The organism is Nitratidesulfovibrio sp., assembly GCF_040373385.1.
Lineage (GTDB): Bacteria > Desulfobacterota > Desulfovibrionia > Desulfovibrionales > Desulfovibrionaceae > Cupidesulfovibrio.
In genome coordinates this window covers 104514-130284 of the sequence record NZ_JBDXXH010000002.1, presented here as the reverse complement: position 1 = coordinate 130284, position 25771 = coordinate 104514, and the positions used below count along the sequence as shown (strand labels likewise).

The window sequence follows — 25771 nt, the reverse complement described above, 5'->3', positions numbered from 1 at the left end:
CGGAAAAGGCAAGGACACTCAGGCGCCACCGGTTGGTTCCGGCTGCGGGGCTACCCCTCAGCCGCCCCCTCCCCCCTGCGGAACTGCTGATACGTCAGGTTGAAGCGCTTCATGCGCAAACCCATGATGCGCCGGGTAAGCCCCAGCGCCCGCGCCGCCTCGGTGGTGTTGCCCCGGTGGGCGCGCAGGGCCTCCACCAGCATCTCGTATTCCACACAGGCTAGGCGCGCTTCCAGCCCGCCCGGTGCGCCCGTGTCCGGCACCATGTCCGCCTGCAACGACAACGGCAGGTCATGGGCGTGGATGGTGTCGTCCTCGGTCAGGATCACCGCGCGATGGATGACGTTTTCCAGTTCGCGCACGTTGCCCGGCCAGTCGTGCTGCACCAGCATGTTCAGGGCGGAGGTGGCGATGGTGAACACGTTCTTTTCCGTCTCGCGGGCGTAGTGGGACATGAAGTGCTCGGCCAGGGTCACGATGTCGCTGCCGCGCTCGCGCAGCGGCGGCACCATGATGGGGAACACGTTGAACCGGTAGTACAGGTCCTCGCGGAAGGTGCCCTGGGCCACCATGTCCTGAAGGTTGCGGTTGGTGGCGGCGATGATGCGGATGTTCACGGCAATGCTCTGGTTGCCGCCCACCCTCTCGAAGCGCCGTTCCTGCAACACCCGCAGCAGCTTGGCCTGCATGGCCGGGGAAAGTTCGCCCACCTCGTCCAGAAAGATGGTGCCGCCGTCGGCATCCTCGAAGCGGCCCTTGCGGGTCTGCACCGCGCCGGTGAACGCGCCCTTCTCGTGGCCGAACAGTTCGCTTTCCACCAGGTTTTCCGGCAATGCCGCGCAGTTGAACTTCACCAGCGGGCCTTCTGGATTGGGGCCATCGTAGTGCAGGGCGTTGGCGATCATCTCCTTGCCCACGCCGCTTTCGCCCAGCAGCAGCACGGTGGTGCGGGTCTGGGCCACCTTGCGCATCAGCGCGTACACCTCGCGCATGGGGGCGGATGCGCCGATGATGCTGGCGGGGTGAAAGCATTCCTTCAGCCGGTCCACCAGCAGGCGGGTACGGTGTTCCCAGCGGGCCAGGTCCACCTTTTCGACCAGGTACAGTTCCACGGCGTGGGCGAGCATGTGCGACATCACCATCAGCACGTCCACGTGGCGGTCCAGAAAGCGCCGGTCCTCGTAGAGCCGTTCGGCGCTGATGGTGCCCAGCACCTTGCTGCCGCGCAGGATGGGCACGCACATGAACGAAAGTTCCAGGTCCGCGCCGTCGGAAAGGCTGCGGGTACGGTTGAGGAAGGCGGGTTCGTCCCCGATGCGGGGCACGATGATGGGCTGCGCCGTCTCCACCACCCGTCCGGTGATGCCCTCGCCCAGATGGTACACGCCGCGCTCCTGTTCCTCCGGCGTCAGGCCGATGCTGCGATGCACGAAAATGCGCCCCGATTCGCGGTGGTGCAGGCTGATCATGCCGCGCCGCACACCCATTTCGGCGTGCATGTAGCAAAGGATGCGGTCCAGTGCGGCGCAGAAGTCCTCCGGCCCGGACAGCATGCGCCCTATCTCGTGCAGCAGCGGCACTATGCCGCCCCGGCACACCCCGCCGCCGCAGGTGCGTGCCTCTTCACTATGTTTCTTTTCGCAGGTCATGGCCCCACCAGCGTGGAAATTGATGGGACAAGGGAAGGATACGGAATGTCCGCCGCCCCGGCGGGGCCGAAGGCTCTGCCGCAAGCATCGTCGCCAGCCGCGCCGGGGACATCGCGGGACACACCGCCGCCGACGGTCGCGTGACCCCGCGCCGGACCGGAACATACCGTCACGCCAGCATGGGGCTTTTCGAGCAGGGATGGCCGCACGGGCACCTCCGTCATTCCGGCAAACATTCCGATGTGCAGGCAGGGCGGGATGCGGCGAGGATGCTGCCGCAACCCGTGCCGGGCCGCACGCCGCGCGGGGTGCGGGACGCCGCGTCACCGGCATTCTCCGGTGTTTCGCCACATCGCGCCGCATCCAGAAAACGCAACAGGTCGGCCTGTTCCGGCGGGCGCTTGGTGCGCGCGGCATGGTCGCGCAGCAGGGGCAGCACGGCCCGCGCGCCCTCCTCGTCCAGCCGGATACCCAGCCGCCCGTAAGCCCAGCGCACCGCCGCCGCGCCGGAGTGCTTGCCCAGCACCAGGCGGTGGTCGCGCCCCAGTTCGCGTGGGTCGATATGCTGGTAGTTGGACGGGTCGCGCAACAGGCCGCTGACGTGGATGCCCGATTCATGGGTGAACACGTTCTCACCCACAATGGACTTGCCCGGCGGCACCGGGCGGCCCGATGCGGCGGCCACCAGCGCGGACACCCCCGGCAGCAGCGCAGGCCGCACCCCGGTGGGCTGTCCGTGCAGCAGGTGCAGGGCCATGACCACCTCTTCCAGAGGGGCGTTGCCCGCCCGTTCGCCAAGGCCGTTGACCGTGGTGTTGGCGTGGGTGGCCCCGCCGCGCACGGCGGCAAGGGTGTTGGCCGTGGCAAGCCCGAGGTCGTCGTGGGCGTGGATTTCCAGTTCCAGGTTGCTGCGGGCGCGCATGGCCAGAAACAGCGCATGGGTGGCAAAGGGGTCCAGCACGCCCATGGTGTCCGCAAAGCGGAAGCGGCGCGCCCCGCAGCGTTCCGCCACTTCCAGCACCAGGGCCAGAAAGTCCGCGTCGGCCCGGCTGCTGTCCTCGCCGCCGATGCACACGTCAAAGCCCAAGTCCAGCGCGGCGCAGGTCATGGACTCGATGCGCCGCAGCACCCAGGCCCTGTCGCGCCCGATCTTGCGGGTAATCTGCTGGTCGGAAACGGGAATGGACAGGTTCACCGTGGCAACGCCCGTGGCGCGCGCGGCGGCCAGATCGGCCTCGTGCATGCGGCACCACACGATGGGCCGGGCCACAAGACCAAGACCCGCGATGGCGCGGATCTCGTCCACCTCGCGCGGGCCCATGGCCGGAATGCCCACTTCCATTTCCGGCACTCCGGCGGCGTCCAGCGCGCGAGCCACGGCCAGGCGCTCTTCAAGCGTAAAGGCCACGCCCGCCGTCTGCTCGCCGTCGCGCAGGGTGGTGTCGTTGATGATGACCTGACGGGTCTCTGTTGCCTCCGGGTTGCCTCCGGGGGATGACACGCTGGCTGCGCGCATGCCGCCTCCTTTATGCTTGCGGAGGCATAACAGCAAAGCATGTGCCAGCAGTGGTGCGGCCAGTTGCGGTTCTGGCGCTTGGGCGCGCCACACCCGCCACGCCAGTAACGGCGCCACGTTGGGGCGAAAGGACGGTCGGCGCCCTCCCTGCTCCCCCTCGGCATGCCCCCACCCGGCGTGCCGAAGATGGTCGTTCCGTACACTTTGGGCGCGGAATGGTACCTTTCGGTACACTCTGCCTGCCCAGCCTCACAGCCCAACCAGTCTTCCCTTCCGCCCGCGCACCAGACGGAGTAAGTGAATACTTTCCGCCGTTCCTCCGGTATTGTAAGGTCATCACCACGGACGGGGTTCACGCAATGAGTCGCCAGCAGCAAGAGCAGGACTGATGATCTACATCGACCGCATCGAAACCCAGGACGTGGTGGCCACTCGCGAAATTTCGCGGGACGAGATGAGCGACTACCTGCTCACCTTTCCCGCGCTGCTGTGGCGCATCGAAATCGCCAGGTCGCGCATCGAATTCCTGAACGCGCGCAAGCTGCCCGTGCTCGAGGACAGGTCCGGCCTGTTCATGAAGAGCCCGGACTTTCGGCGCAAGGTGGTGCTGCCCGAAGACCTGCACTTCATCGAGGCCTTCATGGAGGCCATGAAGCGGGGCGACGGGGCGGAAACCATCGTGCGGGTGTGCTCGCCAGACCCGGAAGAGGAACAACTGTGCTGGCTGAAGGCGGCCGGGTGGTCCAGCCCGCGCGATCCGCGCTACTACATGGGTTACCTGATGGATGTTTCCGACCGGGCAGAGGGCATACGCGGCATCCTTGAAAAGGACGCCGAGCAGCAGATGCTGATCGACCTGGCCGAAAATCCCACCCTCATCGTGGACTTCGATACCCGCCAGGTGCTTTCGCTGAACTCCGCCGCCGCCTCGGCCTTCATGTATCCGGGCAACGGCATGGCCCAGCTCGACTTCGGCATGCTGCACCACCCCGGCATGACCAACCGGGTACACCGCCTGTTCGAGGAAATCGTGTTCGCACGCAAGTGGGAGGGCAAGCTGGAATACGTCCGGCGCAGCCATGCCACCTTTGCGGCCCGCACCGCCGTGCGCCTGCTGACCCTGAAGGGGCGCAGGCTGCTGCGCGTCTCGCTGACCGACCTGCGCTCGCCCTCCGGCGACGAGGATGGGGAAGCGCGCACCACGCCGCCGCCGGATCGGGAGTTCGCGCGGCTGCAACAGGAACTGCACGCCCGTCTGGAACCGCTGACGGACATCGCCGACATCCTCGCGGCCCTGCACGCCTTCCGCCTGCCCAGCTACCACTGTGACGGGCTGCTGTTCTCGGACATCCACCAGCGCCGCAACAAGGTATACGTGCACTGGACCGGCGAGCCGTTCACCGGCATGCCGCAGGGCGAAATGTTCCCCTTCGACGGCACCATCGCGCAGGACATCGTGAGCTACAAGCTGGACTCGCTCATCGTGGACGACACCCTGGACAGCATCAAGGCCATCGACTGGGCGCTGTTCATCCCGCGCGGCATCCGCTCGTACTTCGCCAAGCCCTTCTACCGGCGCGGCGTGCTGCGCGCGGTGCTCATCCTGTGTTCGCGGCGTCCGGCGGCGTTCCCCACCACGGGCCTGCCGGAATACTCCATCCTGTTCGATCCGTTCGACAAGGCCATTCAGGCCTGGCGGTCTCGCCTGCGCCACCAGGAATCCTGAGGCAACTCGCCCCGCCTCCCGCATGCACAGCGCCCGTCGGTCACACCCGGCGGGCGTTTTGCGTTGGCCGCGATGCCGACCTGATCCATGGCGCGCACCGGGCTGCGCCGTTCATGTGCCGCCCAAGTGGTCTTACCAATCTTGCATAAAAAAGCACATGAAAACCCGTGCGTTGCGGCGCGTATGATTTTCTGTCCGAACATTGCTTGCAAGTACTCACAGACATCACTATCGGTCATACCAATGGGGCAGCAGTACTGGTCAATGCATGATCCCCTGTCCCCCTTCCGGCAACACCCGCAGGCGGCGCCCGGCGCCCCGCCCCACGGAGGCGTGCATGGAAAAGGAATCCGCCATTCTCACGGACCTGCTGGGCAGGATACGTTGCGGCGAATGGGAAGTGGGCGGCAGGCTGCCCCCGGAACGCCAGTTGGCGGGCATGCTGGGCACCAGCCGCCCCACGGTGCGCGGGGCACTGCGCGTATTGCAGACGCGCGGCATGGTCGAGGTGCGCCGGGGCAGCGGCTGCTACCTGCGTTCCCGCCGCGAACGCGGCGGCTACGTCGATGCCCCCGGCCCCCAGGCCGGCATGGCCCGGCTGGAAGCCGCCTACATCATCCTGCCCCCGCTGGCGGCCTTGTGCGCCGTTACCGTTTCCCCCTCCGGCCTTTCCCGCCTTGAAGAAACCATGACCTCCCTCAGCCGCGCCATCCTTGGCGGCAATCCCGGTCTTGCGCGCGAGCAGACCGCAGCCTTCATGCACACCCTGGCCGAATCCACGGGCAATCCCGCGCTGGTGGCCACAGTGGAACAACTATGCCCGGTGGGCGCCTCGGCCATCGAACTGCTGTTCACCATGGAAGACTACGAGCGCGACCAGTTCTTCGCCGACCTCGTCAAGGTGCTGCAAGCGCTGAAACGGCACGACCCGGAAGATGCCCGGCTGCGCATGGAAGAACGCCTGCTGCGCATGTGCCGCTGCATGGAAAAATACGCGGGCACCGAATGCACTCCGTATCTCCGCGCACAACTGGAACAGCGGGGGATGGACGCATGACCGCCACCACCCGTGCACGATTCCTGCGGGGGCTCTTCTCGCTGGGGGCCGACCTTGCGGGCAGTGCGGCGGGCCTTCGCCCGTCGCCCCCTTGCCCCCCGGATGCCGGAAACGCTGGGGAAACACCCTCCACGGCAACGGCGGAGGCCGAACCCGCCGCACTGTTTTCCGGCGGCGTTCCCCTGTGCGGACCGGGCGGGGATTTCACCCCCGAACTGCTGCGCCTGGAGGCCGAACGCATGGGCCTGCCCGCCGATGCAGGCACCGAAGACCTGCTCAACCGCCTGCATCGGGCCATGCTGGACATGGCCCCGCCCGGGGTCCGCGACACCGAGGCTCCGGACACGGCAGCGCCTGACAGTGGGAATTCAAACACGGGAAATGGGGACACCGCAGCACCAGCGCGGCGAACACCGGGCACCACCCGCTGAGCACCCGACTGTTTCCGATACGCGTGCTGCGCAGACCAGGCCGACTACTCAGGCCACCCGGCCCACCCGAACCACATCGACCACGCGGGCTCGCCCTCGCGCAACGCATACTCGGCAGGGGATTCCAAAGGGTTGCACCCCAACAAAGGAGGAACCGTCATGTCACACGGATCCGTCAGCTTCCTTGAAGCGCGAAAGCTGGAAAAGCGGTGGAAGGGCCCCTTGCCTGCCATCGTCAACCTGCTGTTCACGCTGGTCATCTTCTACGCCACGTGGTGGATTTTCCAGGACCCGCGCGGGATGATGCGGCTGTACACCCCCTACGTGGGCTACATGTACACCCGCTGGCTGCTGATCATCCTGATCTGGGTGGCCTACATCTTCGACTTCTGGCCCTTTCGCCGGGAGTGGATGGAAAAGGCCCACCCGCTGGTGAAGGGCGTCATCCTCTCGCTGCTGTCGGTGGCGCTGATGCTGGCCCTGATCAAGGGGTTCTTCGAAGGGCTGCTGGGCAACTACGCCATGGCCTACTTCAACCCCGACCAGCTCACCAAGCTGAAGGGCATCACCGAATTCTTCGCGGCGGAATATGCAGCCACGGCCTGCCTGATGTTCGCGGCCATCGCCTCGTGGCTCAGCCCCGCCTGGGTGGTGGCCATGGAGGAAGCCCCCTGGCAGGACCTGAAGCAGCCGGTGAAGGGCATGAGCATCTGGATCGTCACCTTCTTTCTCAGTACGCTCATCTACCTGATGACCATGCACCCGCACATGGGCATCCTGTACTACCCCTGGCAGGAGTTCACCTCCATCACCCCGCCCTACTGGGAAGCCTTCGCCAACACGGTGTCGGGCAACTTCCACATCGCCTGGATCATGTGCTGCACCGTGGTGGTCTGGCTGATGGAAACCATCTGGGAACGCTACCCCTTCTCGGTCATCCGCAACCCGTGGGCGCGGCGGCTGTCCATCTTCTTCGCCATCATCGCCATTTCGCTGGCCCTGACCTTCTTCTTCTACTTCGCGCAGGAACTGGCCTGGGGTGAAGCCATCCGGGGCCACAAGCGCGACGCCGCGCCCGACTGGCGCTGGCTGCACGTGGGCGAGACGGCCATCTTCTTCCTGCTGCCCGCGCTGTTCCTGTACATGTACTGCGACAACTGGCCCCGCAAGTTCTCCACCCCGGTGAACATGCTGGTGCGCACCGCCATCGTGGTGGCGGCGGGCCTTGCGGTATATGCCGCGTACTACCGCACCTCGCACCTGTTCCTGGGCACGCAGAAGGGCTTTTCGCACCCGCAGCAGTTCCCCATGATTCCCACCATCTGGCTGATCAACATCTGGCTGATCAACTACTGGTTCATGGACAACTGGCCCGGCTGGACCATGCGCATGAAGACCGCCGACGAACTGGCGGCGGAAGCCGCCGCGCGCGAGGCGGAGCACACCTGGAGCCCGAGGATGCTGCCCGGCCTGGCCGTTGGTACCGCCGTGGGCGTGGCCCTGTACTTCGTCATCGTGCGCGCGCTGCCCGTGGTTTCCCAATCCGTCACCCTCATTCCCAAGTAGCCCAAGGAGGCCGCCATGTCGGACAACAAGACGTCACTCAGCAGGCGAGACTTCATCAAGGGTGCGGCACTGGGCGTGGGGCTGGGAACGCTGGGCGCCATGGGTGCGTACTCGTACTCGTCGCGCCGGTTCGAAGACCTGCCCAAGGTGCAGCGCAAGATGCAGTCCTTCGGCACCTGCCGCAGCGTGAAGGCAAAGGTGGTTTCGGAAACCAGCTGGTTCGACAACGGCAAGCTGATGTCGGACATCAAGAGCGCCGGGGGCCTGCTGGTGGACCAGTATACCTACAACTGGCCGCCCTTCGGCGACGGCACGGGCCTTGGCAAGGGGTCGTACCAGAAGGGCATTGCCCAAATCCGCGACCTGCTGCCCAACCGGCTGGACGAGGCGTGGGAGATCACCAGGGCCAAGAGCGTCAACCCCATGAACGCCGGGGGCTTTGCGGCCCTGGTGGAGGTGGAGGACATGGACGGCAAGGTGCGCAAGTACCTGCTGGATTCCGGCTGGTCCTTCGCCTGGATGGACGAATGCTTCAAGCGTGAAGGCATCGACAAGATGCTGGCCAACGGCGAGATCGAGGCGCTGATCATCTCGCACGAGCACTTCGACCACTTCTGGGGCCTGCCGGTCACCCTCAAGTATGCGCCGGGCATCAAGATATACATCCCCGATTCGTTCTATGCGGAAGGATTGCAGTACATCAAGGACGCCGGACACAAGGGTGAACTGGTCAAGGTGAAGAAGGGACTGCACCCCATCGAGCCGGGCATGGCCAGCTACATGTTCGATGTGCCCATCATCTGCCGGGTATTCGGCGAACAGTCGCTGTACTTCAACGTGGCGGACCTTGGGCTGGTCAGCATCACCGGATGCTGCCACCAGGGCATCATCCTGTTCGCGGACACCGCCTACCGCGAACTGGCCTATGAACACGACCGCTTCCACGGCCTGTATGGCGGGCTGCACATCTCGCCCTTCGAGGACTGGGACCCCAAGTACGACGACCTGGTCATAGGCCTGCGCAAGTGGAACCTGGAGAAGGTGGGCTGCAACCACTGCACCGGGATAGTCACCGCCAAGAAGTTCATCGACGCGGGCTACCCGGTGGTGGAGGGCACAGCCAGGTTCCGCACCAAGGACAAGGCCTATCTGGGCAATGGGGACTCCATCCGGTTCGCCAAGGTGTAGGCGAGCCCAGGAAAACGGATGACCAGGTGACCAGATGAACGGACGCCCCTGCCCGCGCAGATGCGGCGGGCAGGGGCACGCCGGGCCGTAATCACCGGCAGGCGGCGCCGAACCGGAACCACCGGACAGGCGGCACCCGACAGGACTTTCCGGACAGGCCGCGGCGGCACACCGCCGACAAGGAGGCCCGATGGACCTGCGCACGATCACCCCCGTTCCCGTGGACCAGGGCCATGGCTGCTGGACGCCGGGCATGGTGCGCGCCCTGCTGCTGCGTACCCAGTTTCACCGGCCCGAGGCCCGCGCCCTGGGGTGGCGGGGCATTCGCCCCACCATCGCCCACGGCGAAGGCTGGACCTGCAAGCTGCATGGCAGCACTGGTGTGTTCGGCATGCTGTTCGAGGGTGAACGCATGCACGGTACCGTGCTGGCGGGCACCTTTTCGCTGCACTACTTCCCCCACCCCGACGAACCGTGCGCCGAACGCTTTCCCCTGGCCGCCGGGGTGGCCACCCTGCTGGCGGACTACTGGGACAACGTCCGCGACTTTCCGTCCGGGCACGCCATGCGCACCTTGTTCCGGGTGGGCACGCTGCGGGTGGTGGCGGGCAGTCACGGCGAATCACTGCGGCTGGAACTGTCCGGCCTGTCGCGCACCCGCGTCTTTGCCGCCGACGGCATTCGCCAATCCGAAGGCATGCCGCAGGACGGCATGGGCCAGTCCGAAGGTATGCCGCAGGACGTCACGGTTCAATCCGAAGGCATGCCGCGGTCCGGCGCCAGTTCCGCCGATTTTTCCGACCCGTTCGTGGTGCGCCCCGGTGACGCGGAAAGCGACATTCCGTCCTTCGGCATGGCCCTGCGCCTGTTTCGCTGTCTGGCGGCCAGCGCCAGTTTCGTCCTGGGCGAAGCCCCCACCGCCTGCCGCTACGCAGTGCGACCCGGCTGGCAGGGGTGGTTCACCCGCGCGCAACCATACCGCAACGTGCCCGCACACGACGTGCGACGCATCTCCCTGGCCCTGGCCTACGGCACGCCGCCTCCATCGGAACGTTGCGCTCCGTGGCGGCCAGCGGACACCGGCCCGCTGCATGCCCAACCGTGGATGACCGCACACAGCCCCGGCTGGATGGGCAGCGCGGAAACAACGAAAACCGCATGCGGCGACGGGCCACGCCCGCCCCTGCTGGTGCTGACGGGATTTCTCGGCTCCGGCAAGACCACCCTGCTGCGCCATTTCATCGAATACAACCTGCAACGCGACCGCTTCGTGGCGGTCATCCAGAACGAGATCGGTGCCGTGGGGCTGGACGGCAAGCTGCTGGAGGATGGCTGCCGGGTGGTGGAGGCCGACGAGGGCTGTGTGTGTTGCTCCCTGTCCGGGCGGCTGCGCCACGGCCTGGTCCAACTGCTGGAACGGTTCACCCCGGACGTGGTGGTGCTGGAAACCAGCGGGCTGGCCAACCCCCTGAACCTGCTCGACGAGTTGCACGAGGTGTCCGACATGGTAAGCAGGGGGCCGGTGATCACCGTGGTGGACACCGTCTCCTTCGCCAGCGCCCTGCGCGAAAGCAGGGTGGCCAGGGACCAGGTGACCGCCGCGGACATCCTGGTGCTCAACAAGACCGACATCGCCGAGCCGGAACACATCACGGCCGCCCGCGCCATGGCAGCCCGCATCAACCCCGGGGCCATGCTGCACGAGGCCACGGGGGGAGCCATCCCCTTCGGCCTGCTAGCGGATACGGACACCACCCGGCGCAGACCGGGGCAACGCGGCCTGCCCCGATTCGGGGATACCGCGTTCCATGGCGGCGCAGCCACCCACGCCGATGACGGCTATACTGCCGAAACCCTGCGGGTGCATGCCCCCATGGCCCTGCCCCAACTGGAAGCCTTGCTGGAGTCGGAATCGAGACGTTATTTCCGCATCAAGGGCGTGGTGGACGTGGCGGGGTACGACACGCCCCTGCTGGTCCAATCCGTGGATGGCCGCACGAGCATGACGCCGCTGCCCGGCCATGCGGACGCGGAACGCTTTCTGACCTTCATCGGCAAGGGAGCGCGGGGGGACAAGAGCAGGGACATGGAGGCGGACGGCGGAGACACGTCCGGAGACACATCTGACACGTCCGGCAGCACGGGCGGGTCGGCCGGGGCCGCCCGGCCAGCGTGACAGACGGGGAGGGTACGACGGGCATGCCAATCAAGGGGAGCCGTGGCAGACAAGCGGCCCGGAGGCAAACAGGGCGCCCGCGTCAGAATCCCATGCCCTGCCGGACGAGGTTGGCCCCCATGAGCAGCAGCATCACGAACAGCGCGCCATGCAGATTGCCGTCGGACAGGCGCCTGGACAACGCAATACCCGCCCATCCGCCCAGCATGACCGACGGCAGCGACGCGGCGAACTGCAGCACCGTCTCTGCCGACTGCACGCCCGCCAGGGTCTGCGCAGCCACGATGATGGTGCCGCTGACGATGAAGAACACCCCCAACGCGGCCTTGGTCTCCTGCAGGGTGCCCCCCCGGAACGACAGGTAGATGGCCAGCGACGGCCCGTTGATGCCGTAGGCCGTGCCCAGGCTGGTGGAAAAGAACCCGGCCACGGCCCCCCATGCACCATGCAGCGCCCTGCGGCCGGGCTTTGCGCACAGCAGCGCCCACAGGGCATACGCCACGAGCAGCCCGCCAAGGCCAAGGCGCAGCCCGGCATCGGGAATGTGGCGCAGCATCAGTACGCCGACCAAGGCCCCCGGCAGGCCCCCCAAGATCAAGGGCCACACGCCGATACCGCCCTTCAGGTGATGCCGGTAGTTCCAGGCCATCTGCATATTGACGGCCAGCACGATAAGCGCGGAAGCCGGTACCGCCACCGCCATGTCATTGCCCAGGGCAACCACGGGCAGGGCAACCAGTGCCCCTCCGAACCCGATGGTGTTATTGACGAAGCCGCCGAGCCACCAGCCCAGCATGGCGATAAGAAGTCCTTCGGTCATGGCTTTCCACGGTGGGACGCGCCCGGACATAGGGGGCGTGCGCCGTTTGAAGGGAACGGGGCGGATGTCATGTCCAACCAAGCCCAATCATGGTCCAGCCTTACTCGCAGGTGGACGCATCCAGCAGATGGTAGCTGTTCTTGCCCGCCTGCTTGGCCATGTACATGGCCTTGTCGGCGTCTTCCAGCAGGGCGCGCAGGGGGGCGGGCGCACCGGGCAGCGCCGCGTCGATGGCGCGGGTGCCAGCGTCCGCAGGGGCAGCTGCCCCGCCAACCCCGCCTCCTGTCCCGCCCTCAGAGCCGTCGCCAACCTTGCCCCCAGTCCCGTCACTGCGCATGGCATCGGGCTCGCCGTCCGCGCCATCGCCCGGCACATCCGCAGTCGCGTCATCAGACGGTTCGGGGTATCCACCCGCCTTGCCCAGCGCGATACCCACGCTGCACCCGACGCCAAACCCGATCTGCGCCACCCCGGATACCACGCGCGCGGCCACGCCGCGGGCCACCTCGCAGGCAGTGTCGGCCTGCAAGGCCAGGCACAGCACGAATTCGTCCCCGCCCAGGCGCCCCACCACGTCCGACGAGCGCACCGCGCCCTCCAGCACCCGGGCCGTGCGGCGCAGCACCGTATCCCCTTCGGCGTGGCCGTACTGGTCGTTGAGCTGCTTGAACCCGTCAAGGTCGATGAACATGACGGCCAGCCGCAACGACTTGTCGTGGCAGCTGGTTTCCAGCAGGTGCCGGGCATGCCGCAGAAACAGCGCCCGTCCCGCCAGGCCGGTCAGACTGTCGCGCAGGGCCATTTCCTCGCGCTCGCGGGCGGCGGCCAGTTCATCCCCCACCTGGCGCAATTCGCGCACCATGGTGGGCCGGGCCGGTTCGTCGCTCGCCTCCGGCAGAAGGCACGAGCGGGCCGCCAGCTCCACCTCGGCGACGAAGCGGCGCGACAGCAGCCACGCCCCGGCAAAGCCCACGATGATGCAGGCCCCCCCGATGCCCGCCAGACGCAGCAGATACCCGCGCATGGCGGCCTGCAACGTGGAAACGGGCACCTGCACCACCGCGTGCCAGCCCCACAGCCCCACCGGTGCCACGGCGAAGCGCACGGGAACTCCCTCGCGGTTGCCTGCCTCCATGACTTCGGAAGCATCAAGCACCTCGCGCAGGCGCGGCCCCACCACCTTGCCCACGGCCTGTTCCGGCAGCAGCGTCCGGGCCAGGATGGTTCCCTGCCCGTCCACCAGCGTGGCGGCCCACCCTTCCGGCAGGTGTTCCTTTTCCAGCAGGCGGGCATACGCATCCACCCCGATGTACATGCGCAGCGCGTACCGCTGGCCCCGACCCACCTGCATCGGCACGCCCAGCGCCGTGACCGGCTGGAGTGAAATGCTGCCCCGGAACAGGGCGGAAACCACGGGGCGCTCCTCGTCCAGGGCACGTCGGACCGACGTCAGGTCACCCGTGGACGGCAACACGGTACCCAGCGGTTCCCACGTGCTGAAAACCTGACTGCCGTCATGGCCCACCAGCGCCAGCGACTGCACCTCGCGGTGCGCGCTGCCCACTCCCCTGGCCTGACGGTACAGTTGGCCGACATCAATCCGATCCGAATCCTGCGAGGCCGCCAGGGCATGCAGCATGGCCGCCTTGGCCGACAGCTCCGCATCCACGCCCTGGGCCACGGCCAGCACCTGCCGCCGCAGTTCCGCGTCGGTCTTCTCCTGCTGCGCCCGCATGTGCTCGACCATGGCGAACACGGAAAAGATGGTGGTGGGCAGGCCGGTAACCAGCGCGAGCACCAGCAGCCAGCCGCGCACCCCCATGGTCGGGGTGTTCCGATGTCGCTCAAGCGTTTCCATGCCCCCTCCATCGTGAACGCTGCATGCCGCCCCCCGCCACGTGTCCGGTATGGGCGAGCCCGGACGGGTGTGTGCCCGGACGGGTGTGTGCCCGAACTGGGGTGTGCCCGAACTGGGGTGTGCCCGAACTGGGGTGTGCCCCGTCTGCCCCCCGAGAGCTGGACGCGCAAACCGCGCGCGACTCCCCGTCACCCACGATAACCTCACCAGCCGGGGGCAGGCAATCGCCAGGCCCGGACTAACACGCACAAAACGCCCCGACGGCCACAGCCATCGGGGCGTTCATCCAACAATATCATACCGCGCCGAAAACGCGCGGGCCACGCATCCTAATCCGCCGGATCGGCCTCGTCGTCCTCTTCTTCGTCGAAGGGAAAGGCGTCCTCGATCTCGGCCACGTACATCTCGGGGTCGAAGTCGTGCTGTTCCCACGCCTCGTAGAGATGCTCGGGAACATTCCGATGAATGCGCGTCACCTCGCGTTCGTCGTCGAGGGTCATCTCGATGACCAGCGTCCCCGTCCCTTCCGTCATGCCGTCGGTCTGGATGAAGTCAACGTCATGGATTTCAAGGCCGTCGGGATCCGTCTGCGAGAGTTGTGACATGGAAGGCATACCTCCGGGCAATGCGTTGCGTTGCGACAGGTTGGCGGCGGCACATGCGGCGCACCGCATTGGGCGGCACGGTGCGAATGCGGTTCGCCATGTGCCCGTTGCCGCCGACTGTTCCTGCCGATACACCCGGCGCACCCCGGTGGCAACATGCCATGCCCGCGTTTTCGCGGAAAAGCGTCGTGCGCGGCATCTTCGCGCGCCGCAAGGCGCTGCAAGCTTTCTCATGGCGGGCAAGCGCCCCCCGCGACAGGCTGGGACAACTCCGAAACCCCAGCCCGCCCGCTGCCGCGACTACCCCGCCGGATGCGAACAGGCCCGGCGCATCGGCTGCATGGCCCTGCCCTGACACCCTCCCCAAACCCTCCGCGCGGCCCTTTCCGCTATCCGCGCCATCGCAAGAACACGACATCATGCATACTGCGTTGGATATGCATTGCAGTATTGCACAACGCAACACGCAGCCAATGCGACATCAGAAACAGCATTCATCCCGCATTGCGCACAGACCAAAAGACCACCTGAACATGGTTTTCCGCACAACCAATGGTTGGCATGAAATTTCGCAAACCGGCTTGACTTAAGCTTCCGGCCATGGAATCATGACACCGAGCATCTGATTCACCATGCACACTCTGTCAAGACGTGCGTACACACATCACGATCATGCAGCAGCAGAACACGCCCCCAAAAGGCCCCTCCTTCCTTTCCAGTACGCTACAGGTTAAGTGCGCCGCACATGGCCGTGTTTCGCGTACCGGGGCCTTCCGCCCCACCGCCGCCCCGCGCGGCATCTTCCTCCGTGCCGCCCGCGAGGCGCACGGGGGGTAGTCCTGCTTACCTAGGCCATTCCGGCCACGGACGTCCCCCCTTTCTCCGCAACGGAAAGGGGGGACTTTTGCGTCGTCCGCCCATCGACCGCTTCAGGCTCGCACCCATCACCTTCACGAGGTATCCACCATGCCGCTTTCCGCGCAACCGCCCTGGCACACCGACGCTCCTTCCCGCAGCGCCGTCGTACCCCATTCCGTGATTCCTCCCGTGCCCCCTCCCGCAGCGCCAGCCATGCCAGACACACCGGACACGCCGGACACGCCGGACACACCCGGCTTCCATGGTCCGCATGCCCCGCAGGGTACCCGCGCTCCAGCACAAGGGGCATCCCCGGCAGCAACGCCGCCCCCTGCCCCGGCGGGCCTGCCCCCGGCCACCCTGGCCGCGCGCCACTGCTACCTGCGCCACACCACGCCCGCGCCGGGCAGTCGGTCCGGGTTCCGGCAACTGGGGCCGGTGCGCATGCTGGTGTGCTTCTGGCAGGACCGCATGTCGTTGCTGCAAATCCATTCCGACGCCCGGCGCGCCGGGCACGGTTCGCAGGCCATGGCCCTGCTGGTGGCCATTGCCGAACGGCACGGACTGCACATCGTGGCCAACGCCCTGCCCCTGGCCCACGGCAACGGCTGCCTGGACCAGCGCACGCTGACCGCATGGTACCTGGGGTTCGGCTTTCAGCGAATTCCGGGCAGCACCATGAACGCCATCATCTATTCCCCCGCCCGCCTTCACCGTTCCGCAGGTGCGACCTGAGCCTGCGTGCGCACACCATTGCGCGCGCCGGGCCACCGGGAAACGTTTTCCCTTTACACGACTTTTGCATTCCTTCGGGCACGCCGAAAAGGGCGGCAGGTCCTGCCGGATGCCGTGCGCGTCCTGGCACGCCCGGATGCACCCCGAAACTACCGGGCGCTTCCGCCAACGCCGGGCCGGGCAGCCGCCAGTCATGCACGGAGGATGCGGTGATGAGCGATTGGACAATGGAACTGATGCAGGGCTACGGGGTGTCGTCCACGGACTACATCTCGGGCATCTCCACCACCCGGCGTGCCACGCAAAGCGTTGCCACCACGCAGTCGGGCGACCGGGTGTCCATATCCGAGGAGGCCATGCGCCTTGCCCGCGAAATGCTGGCCGCACGCCAGCAGGCCGAGGCCGATGCCGCGCAGGAAGCGGGCACCCTGACCGAGGCGGGCGCGGCGACCGGCGACGACGACCTGCTGGAAGGTGAAAGCCTGGACGATACCGCCGCTGCCGCCGCCGGGGGCGCTGGCGGGGGAGATTCCACGGCCAAGCAGGTCGAGGAACTGGAAAAGAAGATCGAGCAGTTGCAGCAGCAGATAGCGCAGGTGGAACAGGGTTCCACGCCCGACGGGGTGAAGGAATCGATCACCCGCCCGCTGTACCAGCAGATCAACGAATTGCAGCAGCAAATCAACGAATTGCAAGCCCAGGCAGCCAAGCAGTCCTCCGGCGGGGGCGGCGGGGGCGGCGGGGGCGGCGGGACGGGCAGCGTCGTGTCGTTCGCCTCGCTGGGCAAGTCGACCAAGTAGCACAGGCCGGGCAGATCGAGGGGTTCACCATATCCCCCGCTCCAACCAGCTCCCGCCTGTTCACCATCTGTTCCGCAACGCATGCGGGGCGCGGTCCCTCGGACCGCGCCCCGTTTCGCTTGCGCTTTTTGCCGGGCGCTGCCCGGCCTTGTCACATGAAGAAATCCGAAGGCACGCCCGGCTACTTCACGCCGGACACCCGCTTCACCCCGGCCACGAAGTTGGCCAGCGTGTCCGAGATGGCCCCCTTTTCCAGCCGCACGTCGATAAGCTGGAAGCGCCCGCGCTCCGTGGTGGCCGCAGCGAAGGCCGCCGCCAACTCGCGCCGGGTGGTCACGCGGTGGCCGCGTCCACCCAGCGCATCGGCAAAGGCGGCGAAGTCCAGCGTGTTGATGGCGCTGTACGAAGTTTCCGGCTGGAACACCCGCAGCATTTCCCACGAGGCGTTGTTGAACACCACGATTACCGGGTCGATGCCAAGACGTGCGCAGTTGCCAAGCTCCATGCCAGTCATCTGGAAGGCCCCGTCGCCCACCAGGGTCAGCGAACGCTGGCCGGTGGTCACCTGCAAGCCCATGCCCGCGGGCACGCCAAAGCCCATGCTGGCGTAGTACCCCGGCCCCACCATGGGCACGGGGCGCACCGACAGCGCGGTGAACAGGCAGTCGCCAATGTCGCAGGCCAGCGGCCACGGAAAGGGGTCCGGCTCGGCACCGCCGACGGTTCCGGCATCGCGCCCGGCGCCCACCTGATCGTAGAAATCGTTGAGCAGCACGGCAATGTCGTCGGGGGTGACCGGGGCGTCGTCGGCCACAAAGCCGCGCCGGTACACCACGTTGCGGCCAAGGGGCGCGGTGGCCCCGTCCGTGCCGTCGTCGTTCAGACCAGCCGGAGCCGCACAGGCCCGCGCCCCTTCGGGCATGGCCACCAGCAGGGCATCCACCAGCCTTTCCAGCGGGATGTCATGGTAGGTGTGGAAGCCCATGCGCACCTGGCGATCCTCGGCGTGCATCAGGCGGCGGCGATCGATGTGGCTGGCTGACACCCCGAAGTTGGTGTCGGACATGATCACCCCCAGCAGCAACAGGCCGTCGGAGCCTTCCACTGCCCGGGTGATGGCGGCATCGCCCGCCACGCCCATGTAGGTGCCCTGCAGGCAGGCCTTGCCCGCCAGCAGCCCGCGCCCCATGAAGCTGGTGACCACGGGCACGCCCAGCCTGTCGGCCAGTTCCGCCACGCGGTCCTCAAGGCCGTAGCGGCGCACCTCCACCCCCACCATCAGCACCGGACGGCTGGCGGCGCGCAGCCGGGCCAGCACTTCCGCCGCGCAGGCGGCCACCGCCTCTTCGTCACAGGGGGTGGGGGCATGCGGCGGTACCGGGTCGCAGGCCACGGCGGGCATGTCGCGCGGAATCTCCAGATACACCGGGCGCGAATGTTCCAGGCAGTTGCGCAGCACCCGCTCGATGATGGCGGGCGCGGTGGCCGGGTCGTCCAGAATGCCCTGGTCGCAGGTGACTTCCTGATACATGCGGAACTGCGAGCCCACGGTCTTCACCTGATGGTGCAGCAAAAGCCCACGCGCCCGCTCCGCCGTGCCCGGCGCCCCGGAAATGACCACCACCGGCGACTTTTCGGCAAAGGCCTGGGCTACGGCGTTCAGCATGTTGATGGCCCCGGCCCCGTAGGTGACGGCAGCCACGCTGAGCCCCCGGCGGATGCGCGCGGCGGCGTCTGCGGCAAAGCCCAGACCCGGTTCGTGCGTCAGGGTGATAAGCGGCAGGATGCCGGTCTGTTCGATGATCTTGAAGTAGGGCAGCGCGAAGTCGCCGGGAATGCCCCAGACCTCGCGCGCGCCGCGTTCCTTCAGGGCGTGCAGCAGTGCTTCGGTGATGTTCATGATAATCCTCGCAAGGCTTGTGATCGCGGTAATGTGCCGGGAATATGCCGGGCGATGCGCAGCACGGCCGCCACGCGGGCGGCCAGACCACAGCACACCGCACCTAGACCAAAAGCCGGGGCGCGGCAAGCCGATGCCGCCGCGCCCGGTGGAAAAAAGTCCAACGCCCCGGCGCGGGTCAGCCTGCGTCCCTGCCCAGCGCCCTTGCCACCCGCTCCGGCAGGCTGGCAAGGTCCGGGCACACGGCAAAGCCCGCATCGCGCATGGCCTGCAACTTGCCGTCCACCCCGCCGGTGGCCTCGTCCAGAATGGCCCCGGCGTGGCCCATGCGGCGACCGGGCGGCGCCGTGCGCGCGGCGATGAAGCCCAGCACCGGCTTGGCAAAGCCGGTGGCGGTCACCCAGCGGGCCAGGTCCTCTTCCGCCGTGCCGCCCACTTCGCCCAGCACCAGCACGGCCTCGGTGGCGTCATCGTCGCGGATGCATTCGAACAGCGCAATGAAATCGCTGCCGATGAACGAATCGCCCCCCACCCCGGCGCAGAACGACTGGCCGATGCCCGCCGCCGAAAGGCGGGCCGCCGCCTCGTAGGTCAGCGTGCCCGAGCGCGAGAAAATGGCCACCGGCCCCGGGGTGAACACGTAGCCCGGCATGATGCCGATCTTGGTGGCCCCCGGCACGATGATGCCCGGCGTGTTGGGGCCGATGACCCGCGTGGGCGACGGCGGCACGTTCTTCAGCGCGGAAAGCATGGCCCGCTGCGGAATGCCCTCGGTGATGCACACCGCCCACGGGATTTCCTCCGCCGCCGCCTCCATGACCGCATCCGGCGCGAAGGGCGCGGGCACGAAGATGATGGAAGCATCGATGCGGTGGTGCCTGCACGCCTCGTGCACCGAATCGTACACCGGCACGCCCAGCACGCTCTGCCCGCCCTTGAACGGGGTGACCCCGGCCACGATGCGCGTGCCGTATTCCTGCATCAGCTGCACATGGCGCTGGGCCACCTTGCCGGTGATGCCCTGGACCAGCACCTGCGTGTCCGGCCCCAGCCACGGCACGCCGCGCCTTCCGGAGCGCCGGTAGCCCTTGCGGGCAGCGGGCGGCAGCGGCCACGCCTCGTCGGCCAAAGGATACGCGGCAGGCGGCACGGCGTCCACGCCTTCACGGGCGCGATTGGCGGTGTCGATCCCCCGCAGGGCATCCAGCGCGTCGGACACCTCGTCCGCGATAACCACGTCCGGGTGGGCAAAGGCGCGCAGCAGTTCGCGCCCCTCTGCCGATTCGTGCCCGGCCATGCGCACCACCACGGGCTGGGCGGCGCGTTCCGCGCCCAGCGCCTCCATCAGCGCGCGGGCCACCCCGGCGCAGGACACGATGCCCCCGAACAGGTTGATGAACACCGCCCGCACCTTGGGATTGGCGAACAGCAAGTCCAGCGCCCGGCGCATGCGCGCGCCGTCCGCCGCACCGCCAAGGTCCATGAAGTTGGCGGCGGGCAGGCCGGAAAAGTTCAGCAAGTCCATGGTGGCCATGGCAAGGCCCGCGCCGTTGACCAAAAGGCCCACCCAGCCGGAAAGGCCCACATAGCTCAGCCCGGCATCGCGCGCGGCGTTTTCTTCCGCGCCCTGGTGCTCCGGCGTGTAGTAGCCTTGCAGGTCGGGCCGCAGGTCCATCACGTTGTCATCCAACTCCACCTTGCCGTCCAGGGCCACCCACTGCCCTGCCCCGGTGAACACCAGCGGGTTGATTTCCGCCAGCAGCAGGCCGTCGTCTCGCACGGCGCGGAACAACCGTTCCGCCAGATCGCGGAAGCCCGCCCAGCCCGCCGGGTCTGCCCCCAGCTCGAAGAACGCCGCCCGCAGGTGATGGTCGCGCAGGCCCGCGTCCAGCGGCACCCGCTGCACCAGCGGCTTGCGGGCATCCGCCGTGGCCTCCACCTCCATGCCACCCCGGTGGCTGGTGGTCAGCAGCATTTCGCGCCGCTGGCGCGAAAGCATGAACGACAGGTAACATTCCTTGCGGATGTCCGTGGCCGGTTCCACCCGCACGAAGGGCACGGCGTGGCCCTTGATGGTCATGCCCAGGATGGTCCGCGCGGTGGCGCGCAGCGCATCGGGCGTATCGGCCCGCAGCACCCCGCCCGCCTTGCCGCGCCCGCCTGTAAGCACCTGCGCCTTGACGTACCAGGGGCCGGGAAACGGCGGCGCATACGCGTCCACGTCTTCCGGCCCCAGACAATCCCCGGCGGGGACGGCAATCCCCGCTGCGGCAAACAGCTTCTTGCTCTGGTGTTCGTTCAGGAACATCCGTCCCCCTGCGTGCGGCGTGCGGTGCGCGGGCCGCCAGCTACCGGGGACGCCGCGCGCTCCGGTCCGGCCCGTGTCGCCTCCCCTGCACCCGGAAACATCCCGAAGGACGTTCGATGCATCACCCTTTCAGGGACGGCGCAATCTCAAACAGCCTCGTGTCAGCAAGTGGCCCAAATTAGGATTTTCGTTCGTTGGCGAGGAAAACGAGCCTGCCATGAGGGAGTGCGGCAGCCGTTAGGCGAGCTTGCGAGCCTTACGGATGGCGACCGCAACGCGTACTCTTATCGTATTCGACCGACATGGCAGGCGAAGTTTGACGACGCCAACGGGCGAAAAGACAATTTGGGGGCGAGGCTACAGCCCGGTATCCTCATTGATCAGGACCACGTGAATGCGCTTGGCCGGGAAGGCCTTTTCCGTGATGGTCCAGACATTACAGATGCGGTCGGGGCTCTTGCAGTCCATGCATTCCGCAACCTTGGTGCACGGGGTCTTCTTGGCCAGGCGGATGGCGTTGGTGGGCGCGGAGAATTCCTTGATGCGGCGCATGCCGTCGTCCACGCTGTCCACCACCTTGTTGCGGCCCACGAACAGCACCACCTTCTTGGGGCCGAAGTTGATGCCGCCCACCCGGTTGCCGATCATGTCCAGGTTCACCAGCTTGCCGTCCACGGTAAGGGCGTTGGTGCTGGACAGGAACAGGTCCACCAGCAGGGACTGGCGGCGCAGTTCGTACATTTCCGCCGCAGGCAGCTTGTAGTTCATGGTGTCCAGCAATTCGATGGAATCCATGGCGCGCAGGGCTTCGGGCACACCGCTCTTGCCGATGCTCATGGAACCGCCGAAGGACACGGTTTTGGCGCCGGATGCGGGCAGGATGTCTTGCAGAAAGATGCGGGCAGCGTCGGCCAGGCTTTCGGCCATGGACACCTCGAAGTTGTTGGCTTCAAGGGCTTCCTTGGTGGTGGCCAGGCGGATGGTCCAGAAGGTGTCCACAGGATTGGCGGGCGGGGTGGCGGTCTTGCTCATGGTATTTCTCCAAAAGGATGTGCGTTCCATGCTTATCTGTTGATTAAGAGCGGGGCGGCACGAGTAGGATTTTTGTTCTCTGCCAAGGAAGAATGGTTTTTTATGAAGGGAGTGCGGCAGCCGTTAGGCGAGCCTGCGAGCCTTACGGATGGCGACCGCAGAGCGCACTTTTGCGGTATTCGACCGTAATAAAAAACCATTCTGACGCAGACAGAGGGCAAAAAGGCACTCGTGCCGCCCCGCTCTAAAACCCGTAACGCGTGTATCTCTTCGCCTTTCTGTCAATGCACTGCACGTAGCGATAATTGCCCTTCAGGTGGGCTTCCTCCAGCAGGCGACGGCCAATGCCCGCGCACCTGTCGCAGGCGCTGATGGGAATCTCTATGCCCACGCTGAGCGGGTTCACCGTGGACCAGGTTTCTATCTTCACCGTGCCCGAACAGTCCTGGCACAGCAGCACCGACTCCACCTGGCTTTCACTGATGCCATCGGTATCGTAGTAGATGTCCTTGGTGCGCACCCACCAGTCGCCGGAGCGCTCGCCCTGCTTGGGCAGGGCCGGGGGCTTGCGCCACACCTTCAGCATCTCGTCGCACAGCCGCTCGATGTACGTGCTCACCTGATCGGACTGGGCGATGGCCGCCGGGTCGAATTCCGGCTCGCGCACCCCGTCGAAGTCCAGCCCGGCCATGGCCAGGCAGATGCCCAGATTGACGTACGGCAGCGCCCCCTGGATGGCGTAGCCGCCTTCCAGCACGGCGATGTCGGGGTTCAGCCGCCTGTTCAGCATGGCATAGCCCTGGGCCGAGAAGTTCATGTTGGTGATGGGGTCGGAAAAGTGGTTGTCCTGCCCGGCGGAATTGATGACGAGGTCGGGCTTGAAGTCTTCCAGCACCGGCAGCACCAGGTTGTCGATGACGTGCAGGAAGCCCTTGTCCGACGTGCCGGGCGGCAGCGGAATGTTCAGGGTGCGGCCCATGGCGTTGGGGCCGCCCAGTTCGTGCGGAAAGCCGGTGCCGGGGTACAGGGTGCGGCCATCCTGATGCAGCGAGATGAACAGGGTGTCGCGGTCGTTCCAGTAGATGTCCTGCGTGCCGTCGCCGTGGTGGCAGTCGGTGTCCACGATGGCCACGCGCAACGGGCCGTAGTGCTCGCGGATGTGTTCGAGCATCACGGCTTCGATGTTGATGTTGCAGAACCCCCGGTTGCCGTGCACCACCTTCATGGCGTGGTGGCCCGGCGGGCGCACCAGCGCGAAGGCCTTTTCCTCTTCCTTCTCCATCACCAGCCGGGCGGCGGTAATGGCCCCCCCGGCGGAGATGAGGTGCGACTTGGTGCACACGCTTTCCACGCCGGGAATGCAGAAGTGCACGCGCTCCACGTCTTCGCGGGTGGCGATTTCCGGCTTGTATTCGGTGATGCCCGCGATGTCGAACAGCCCTTCCTCACGCAGTTGGTCCTGCGTGTAGAGCAGCCGTTCCTCGCGTTCCGGGTGGGTGGCGCTGATGGCCCAGTCGAAGGCCGGAAAGAAGATGATGCCCAGCCGGTTCTTTGCTTCCAGCATGGGGATGTCCTTCGCGGGTAATGCCCGCCGTTACGAGTGACCCGCCGTTATGCGCAGTTCGCCGTCATGAGCATCCGTCGTCATGAGCAATTCGTCGTCATGAGCAATTCGTCGTCATGAGCAATTCGTCGTCAGGGATGCGCCGGGACGCCCGCCGGAAAGGCCGCCAGGGCAGACCGCACGGCGCGCATGACGTCCTCGAACACCTCGTCGAGCGTGCGGGTGGCGTCCACCACCCGGAACCGCGCCGGATGCAGCGCGGCCCACGTCAGATAGCCTTCGCGCACCCGGGCGTGAAAGGCAAGGTGCTCCGCCTCGAACCGCCCTTCGGAAACGCTGGTGCCCTCGCGCAGGTTGCGGGTCATGGCCCGGCGCAGGCCTTCTTCCGGCGGCAGGTCGAACACCAGGGTCAGGTCGGGCCACAGCCCGCCCACGGCCATGTCGTTCAGCTCGCGCAGCCGTTCCGGGTCCAGCCCGCGCCCGTAGCCCTGATAGACCACGGTGGAGTCGGCGTAGCGGTCGGACAGCACCACCACGCCCTCGGCCAGGGCCGGGCGGATCACCTGCCCCACGTGCTGGGCGCGGTCGGCCAGGTACAGGAACAGTTCCGCCTCGGGCACGATGTCGTCGTTGGAAAGGTCCAGCAGGATGAAGCGCAGCGTGCGCCCCAGGCGGCTGCCGCCGGGCTCGCGCGTCAGCAGCACCCCGTGCCCTTCGTCCAGCAAGGCCTGCTGCACGCGGTTCAGGGCCGTGCTCTTGCCGGAGCCTTCCATTCCTTCAAAGGTGATGAACATTGCGGGTTCCTGAAAAAAGGGCCTGCGGTTGGGGGCGACAGCGTGCTGCCGCCGTGGTCTACAGCAACGATGCCTGTACGCTCTGCGGCCCGGCCTTGGCGGCATCGTCCGCGTTGTCCGTGGCCGCCTTGCTGGCGCCCTTGTGCGTGCCCCCCTCTTTGCGAACGGGGCGTGCCGGACGGGGTTCCTCGGGCGAGCGCGCCGGGCGGTACAGAAAGCGCCCCAGCGTGGGCTGGAACGGCGTCCAGCCGGTGGCGTCTTCTTCGTAGTTGGCGAACAGCCCCCGGAACTGGGCCATCTTGGCGTCCAGGTTGTCCGCGTAGTGCAGGGCCATGGCTTCCGCCGTCTTGGGCCGCCGGGGCGAGCCGAATTCGTACTCGCCGTGGTGGCTGAGGATCAGGTGCTTGAAATGGGTCACCAGTTCCGGCGCAAGGCCGGACTTGCGCAAGTGCGGCTCTATGCGTTCCAGCCCCATATGGATGTGCCCCAGCAGGCGCCCTTCGTCGGAATAGTCGTTGGCAAGGCCGCCGGTAAGCTCCCACACCTTGCCGATGTCGTGGAACAGCGCCCCGGCCAGCAGGGCCTGGCGGTCCAGTTCCGGGTAATGGTCGGCAATGCGCAGGGCCAGCCCGGCCACGGACAGCATGTGCTCCACAAGGCCGCCCACATAGGCGTGATGCACCGACTTGGCGGCGGGCGCGACCAGCAGGCGGGGGGTGATGTCCTCGTCACGCAGCACGGCCAGCACGAACTTGCGCCACGGCGCGTGGGTGAATTCCGCCTTGCACAGCGCTATCAGCTCATCCAGCATTTCCTGCGCGGGGCGCGGGCTGGCGGGCAGGAACAGGCCAAGGTCCAGCCCGGCCTGCTCTGCGTCGTCCAGCACACGCAGGCGGCCAATGGTCACCTCTACCTTGTCGCGGTAGGTGCCGGAGCGGCCCTCCACGTCCACGATCTGCCCGGCGGCCAGATCCGGATAGGCCTGGCTCTGGGGGCTCCATATCTTGGCCTCCATGCTGCCGGTGGCGTCGCGCAGTTCCAGCCGCCAGAAGGGGCCGTTGCGCGATTGTTGCAGGGTGGCCGAACCGAGCAGGAACAGCCCGCTTACCTCGTCGTTGGCGGCGATATCTCGTATGGTTTGTCTTTTTTCCATGTGCGTCGTAAGGAAGCGGCCATGCCCGATGCCCT

General features: G+C 66.8%; 19 protein-coding genes. 8 read left to right on the top strand and 11 right to left on the bottom strand.

Annotated features, from left to right (window positions below; translation table 11 throughout):
* Positions 1-50 precede the first annotated feature (50 nt).
* Together ABWO17_RS03585 and nifV are read right to left on the bottom strand one after the other, a co-directional pair.
* A complete protein-coding gene (locus ABWO17_RS03585; RefSeq protein WP_353116161.1) occupies positions 51-1649 on the bottom strand; it encodes a sigma-54-dependent Fis family transcriptional regulator in 1599 nt (532 codons plus the stop codon).
* 220 nt (positions 1650-1869) lie between these two features.
* A complete protein-coding gene (gene nifV, locus ABWO17_RS03580) occupies positions 1870-3165 on the bottom strand; it encodes a homocitrate synthase (protein ID WP_353116159.1) in 1296 nt (431 codons plus the stop codon).
* A gap of 388 nt (positions 3166-3553) precedes the next feature.
* On the opposite strand from nifV, the gene ABWO17_RS03575 reads away from it, so the two are divergent.
* The 6 genes from ABWO17_RS03575 to ABWO17_RS03550 all read left to right on the top strand — a co-directional run bounded on the left by ABWO17_RS03575 (position 3554) and on the right by ABWO17_RS03550 (position 11309).
* Positions 3554-4891 carry a hypothetical protein gene (locus ABWO17_RS03575; RefSeq protein WP_353116157.1) on the top strand — a complete coding sequence of 446 codons (1338 nt, stop codon included), beginning with the start codon at positions 3554-3556 and terminating at the stop codon, positions 4889-4891.
* Positions 4892-5228: 337 nt separating this feature from the next.
* Positions 5229-5948 (top strand): FadR/GntR family transcriptional regulator, encoded by a 720-nt coding sequence (locus tag ABWO17_RS03570; protein ID WP_353116155.1) that lies wholly within the window; start codon positions 5229-5231, stop codon positions 5946-5948.
* Positions 5945-6379 carry a hypothetical protein gene (locus ABWO17_RS03565; RefSeq protein ID WP_353116153.1) on the top strand — a complete coding sequence of 145 codons (435 nt, stop codon included), beginning with the start codon at positions 5945-5947 and terminating at the stop codon, positions 6377-6379. Before ABWO17_RS03570 ends, ABWO17_RS03565 begins: the two co-directional genes overlap by 4 nt.
* Positions 6380-6538: 159 nt before the next feature.
* Positions 6539-7945, top strand: a complete 1407-nt coding sequence (locus ABWO17_RS03560; RefSeq protein ID WP_353116151.1) for a hypothetical protein — start codon at positions 6539-6541, stop codon at positions 7943-7945.
* 15 nt (positions 7946-7960) lie between these two features.
* Entirely contained in the window at positions 7961-9133 is a 1173-nt protein-coding gene (locus tag ABWO17_RS03555; RefSeq protein WP_353116149.1) for a twin-arginine translocation signal domain-containing protein, read from the top strand.
* A gap of 190 nt (positions 9134-9323) precedes the next feature.
* Positions 9324-11309: a CobW family GTP-binding protein gene (locus ABWO17_RS03550; protein WP_353116147.1), complete on the top strand. Its 1986-nt coding sequence runs from the start codon at positions 9324-9326 to the stop codon at positions 11307-11309.
* Positions 11310-11391: 82 nt separating this feature from the next.
* Here the strand turns inward: ABWO17_RS03550 and ABWO17_RS03545 are convergent, their stop codons facing one another.
* The 3 genes from ABWO17_RS03545 to ABWO17_RS03535 form a co-directional block, all read right to left on the bottom strand.
* Positions 11392-12129, bottom strand: coding sequence for a sulfite exporter TauE/SafE family protein (locus ABWO17_RS03545; RefSeq protein ID WP_353116145.1), 738 nt, complete (start codon positions 12127-12129; stop codon positions 11392-11394).
* A gap of 100 nt (positions 12130-12229) precedes the next feature.
* A complete protein-coding gene (locus ABWO17_RS03540) occupies positions 12230-13987 on the bottom strand; it encodes a diguanylate cyclase (protein WP_353116143.1) in 1758 nt (585 codons plus the stop codon).
* 329 nt (positions 13988-14316) lie between these two features.
* Positions 14317-14592: a hypothetical protein gene (locus ABWO17_RS03535; RefSeq protein ID WP_353116141.1), complete on the bottom strand. Its 276-nt coding sequence runs from the start codon at positions 14590-14592 to the stop codon at positions 14317-14319.
* A gap of 1071 nt (positions 14593-15663) precedes the next feature.
* On the opposite strand from ABWO17_RS03535, the gene ABWO17_RS03530 reads away from it, so the two are divergent.
* Both ABWO17_RS03530 and ABWO17_RS03525 read left to right on the top strand, forming a co-directional pair.
* Positions 15664-16185 carry a GNAT family N-acetyltransferase gene (locus ABWO17_RS03530; protein ID WP_353116139.1) on the top strand — a complete coding sequence of 174 codons (522 nt, stop codon included), beginning with the start codon at positions 15664-15666 and terminating at the stop codon, positions 16183-16185.
* A gap of 212 nt (positions 16186-16397) precedes the next feature.
* Positions 16398-16985, top strand: a complete 588-nt coding sequence (locus tag ABWO17_RS03525) for a FlxA-like family protein (RefSeq protein ID WP_353116137.1) — start codon at positions 16398-16400, stop codon at positions 16983-16985.
* A 181-nt stretch (positions 16986-17166) separates the two neighbouring features.
* Here the strand turns inward: ABWO17_RS03525 and ipdC are convergent, their stop codons facing one another.
* The 6 genes from ipdC to ABWO17_RS03495 form a co-directional block, all read right to left on the bottom strand.
* Entirely contained in the window at positions 17167-18885 is a 1719-nt protein-coding gene (gene ipdC / locus ABWO17_RS03520; protein WP_353116135.1) for an indolepyruvate/phenylpyruvate decarboxylase, read from the bottom strand.
* 178 nt (positions 18886-19063) lie between these two features.
* A complete protein-coding gene (gene sucD / locus ABWO17_RS03515) occupies positions 19064-21193 on the bottom strand; it encodes a succinate--CoA ligase subunit alpha (protein ID WP_353116133.1) in 2130 nt (709 codons plus the stop codon).
* Positions 21194-21550: 357 nt separating this feature from the next.
* Positions 21551-22225: a lactate utilization protein gene (locus tag ABWO17_RS03510; RefSeq protein WP_353116131.1), complete on the bottom strand. Its 675-nt coding sequence runs from the start codon at positions 22223-22225 to the stop codon at positions 21551-21553.
* A gap of 244 nt (positions 22226-22469) precedes the next feature.
* Positions 22470-23789, bottom strand: coding sequence for a histone deacetylase family protein (locus ABWO17_RS03505; RefSeq protein ID WP_353116129.1), 1320 nt, complete (start codon positions 23787-23789; stop codon positions 22470-22472).
* 131 nt (positions 23790-23920) lie between these two features.
* A complete protein-coding gene (gene tmk / locus ABWO17_RS03500) occupies positions 23921-24583 on the bottom strand; it encodes a dTMP kinase (protein WP_353116127.1) in 663 nt (220 codons plus the stop codon).
* 58 nt (positions 24584-24641) lie between these two features.
* Entirely contained in the window at positions 24642-25736 is a 1095-nt protein-coding gene (locus ABWO17_RS03495) for a 3'-5' exoribonuclease YhaM family protein (protein WP_353116125.1), read from the bottom strand.
* Positions 25737-25771 lie beyond the last annotated feature (35 nt).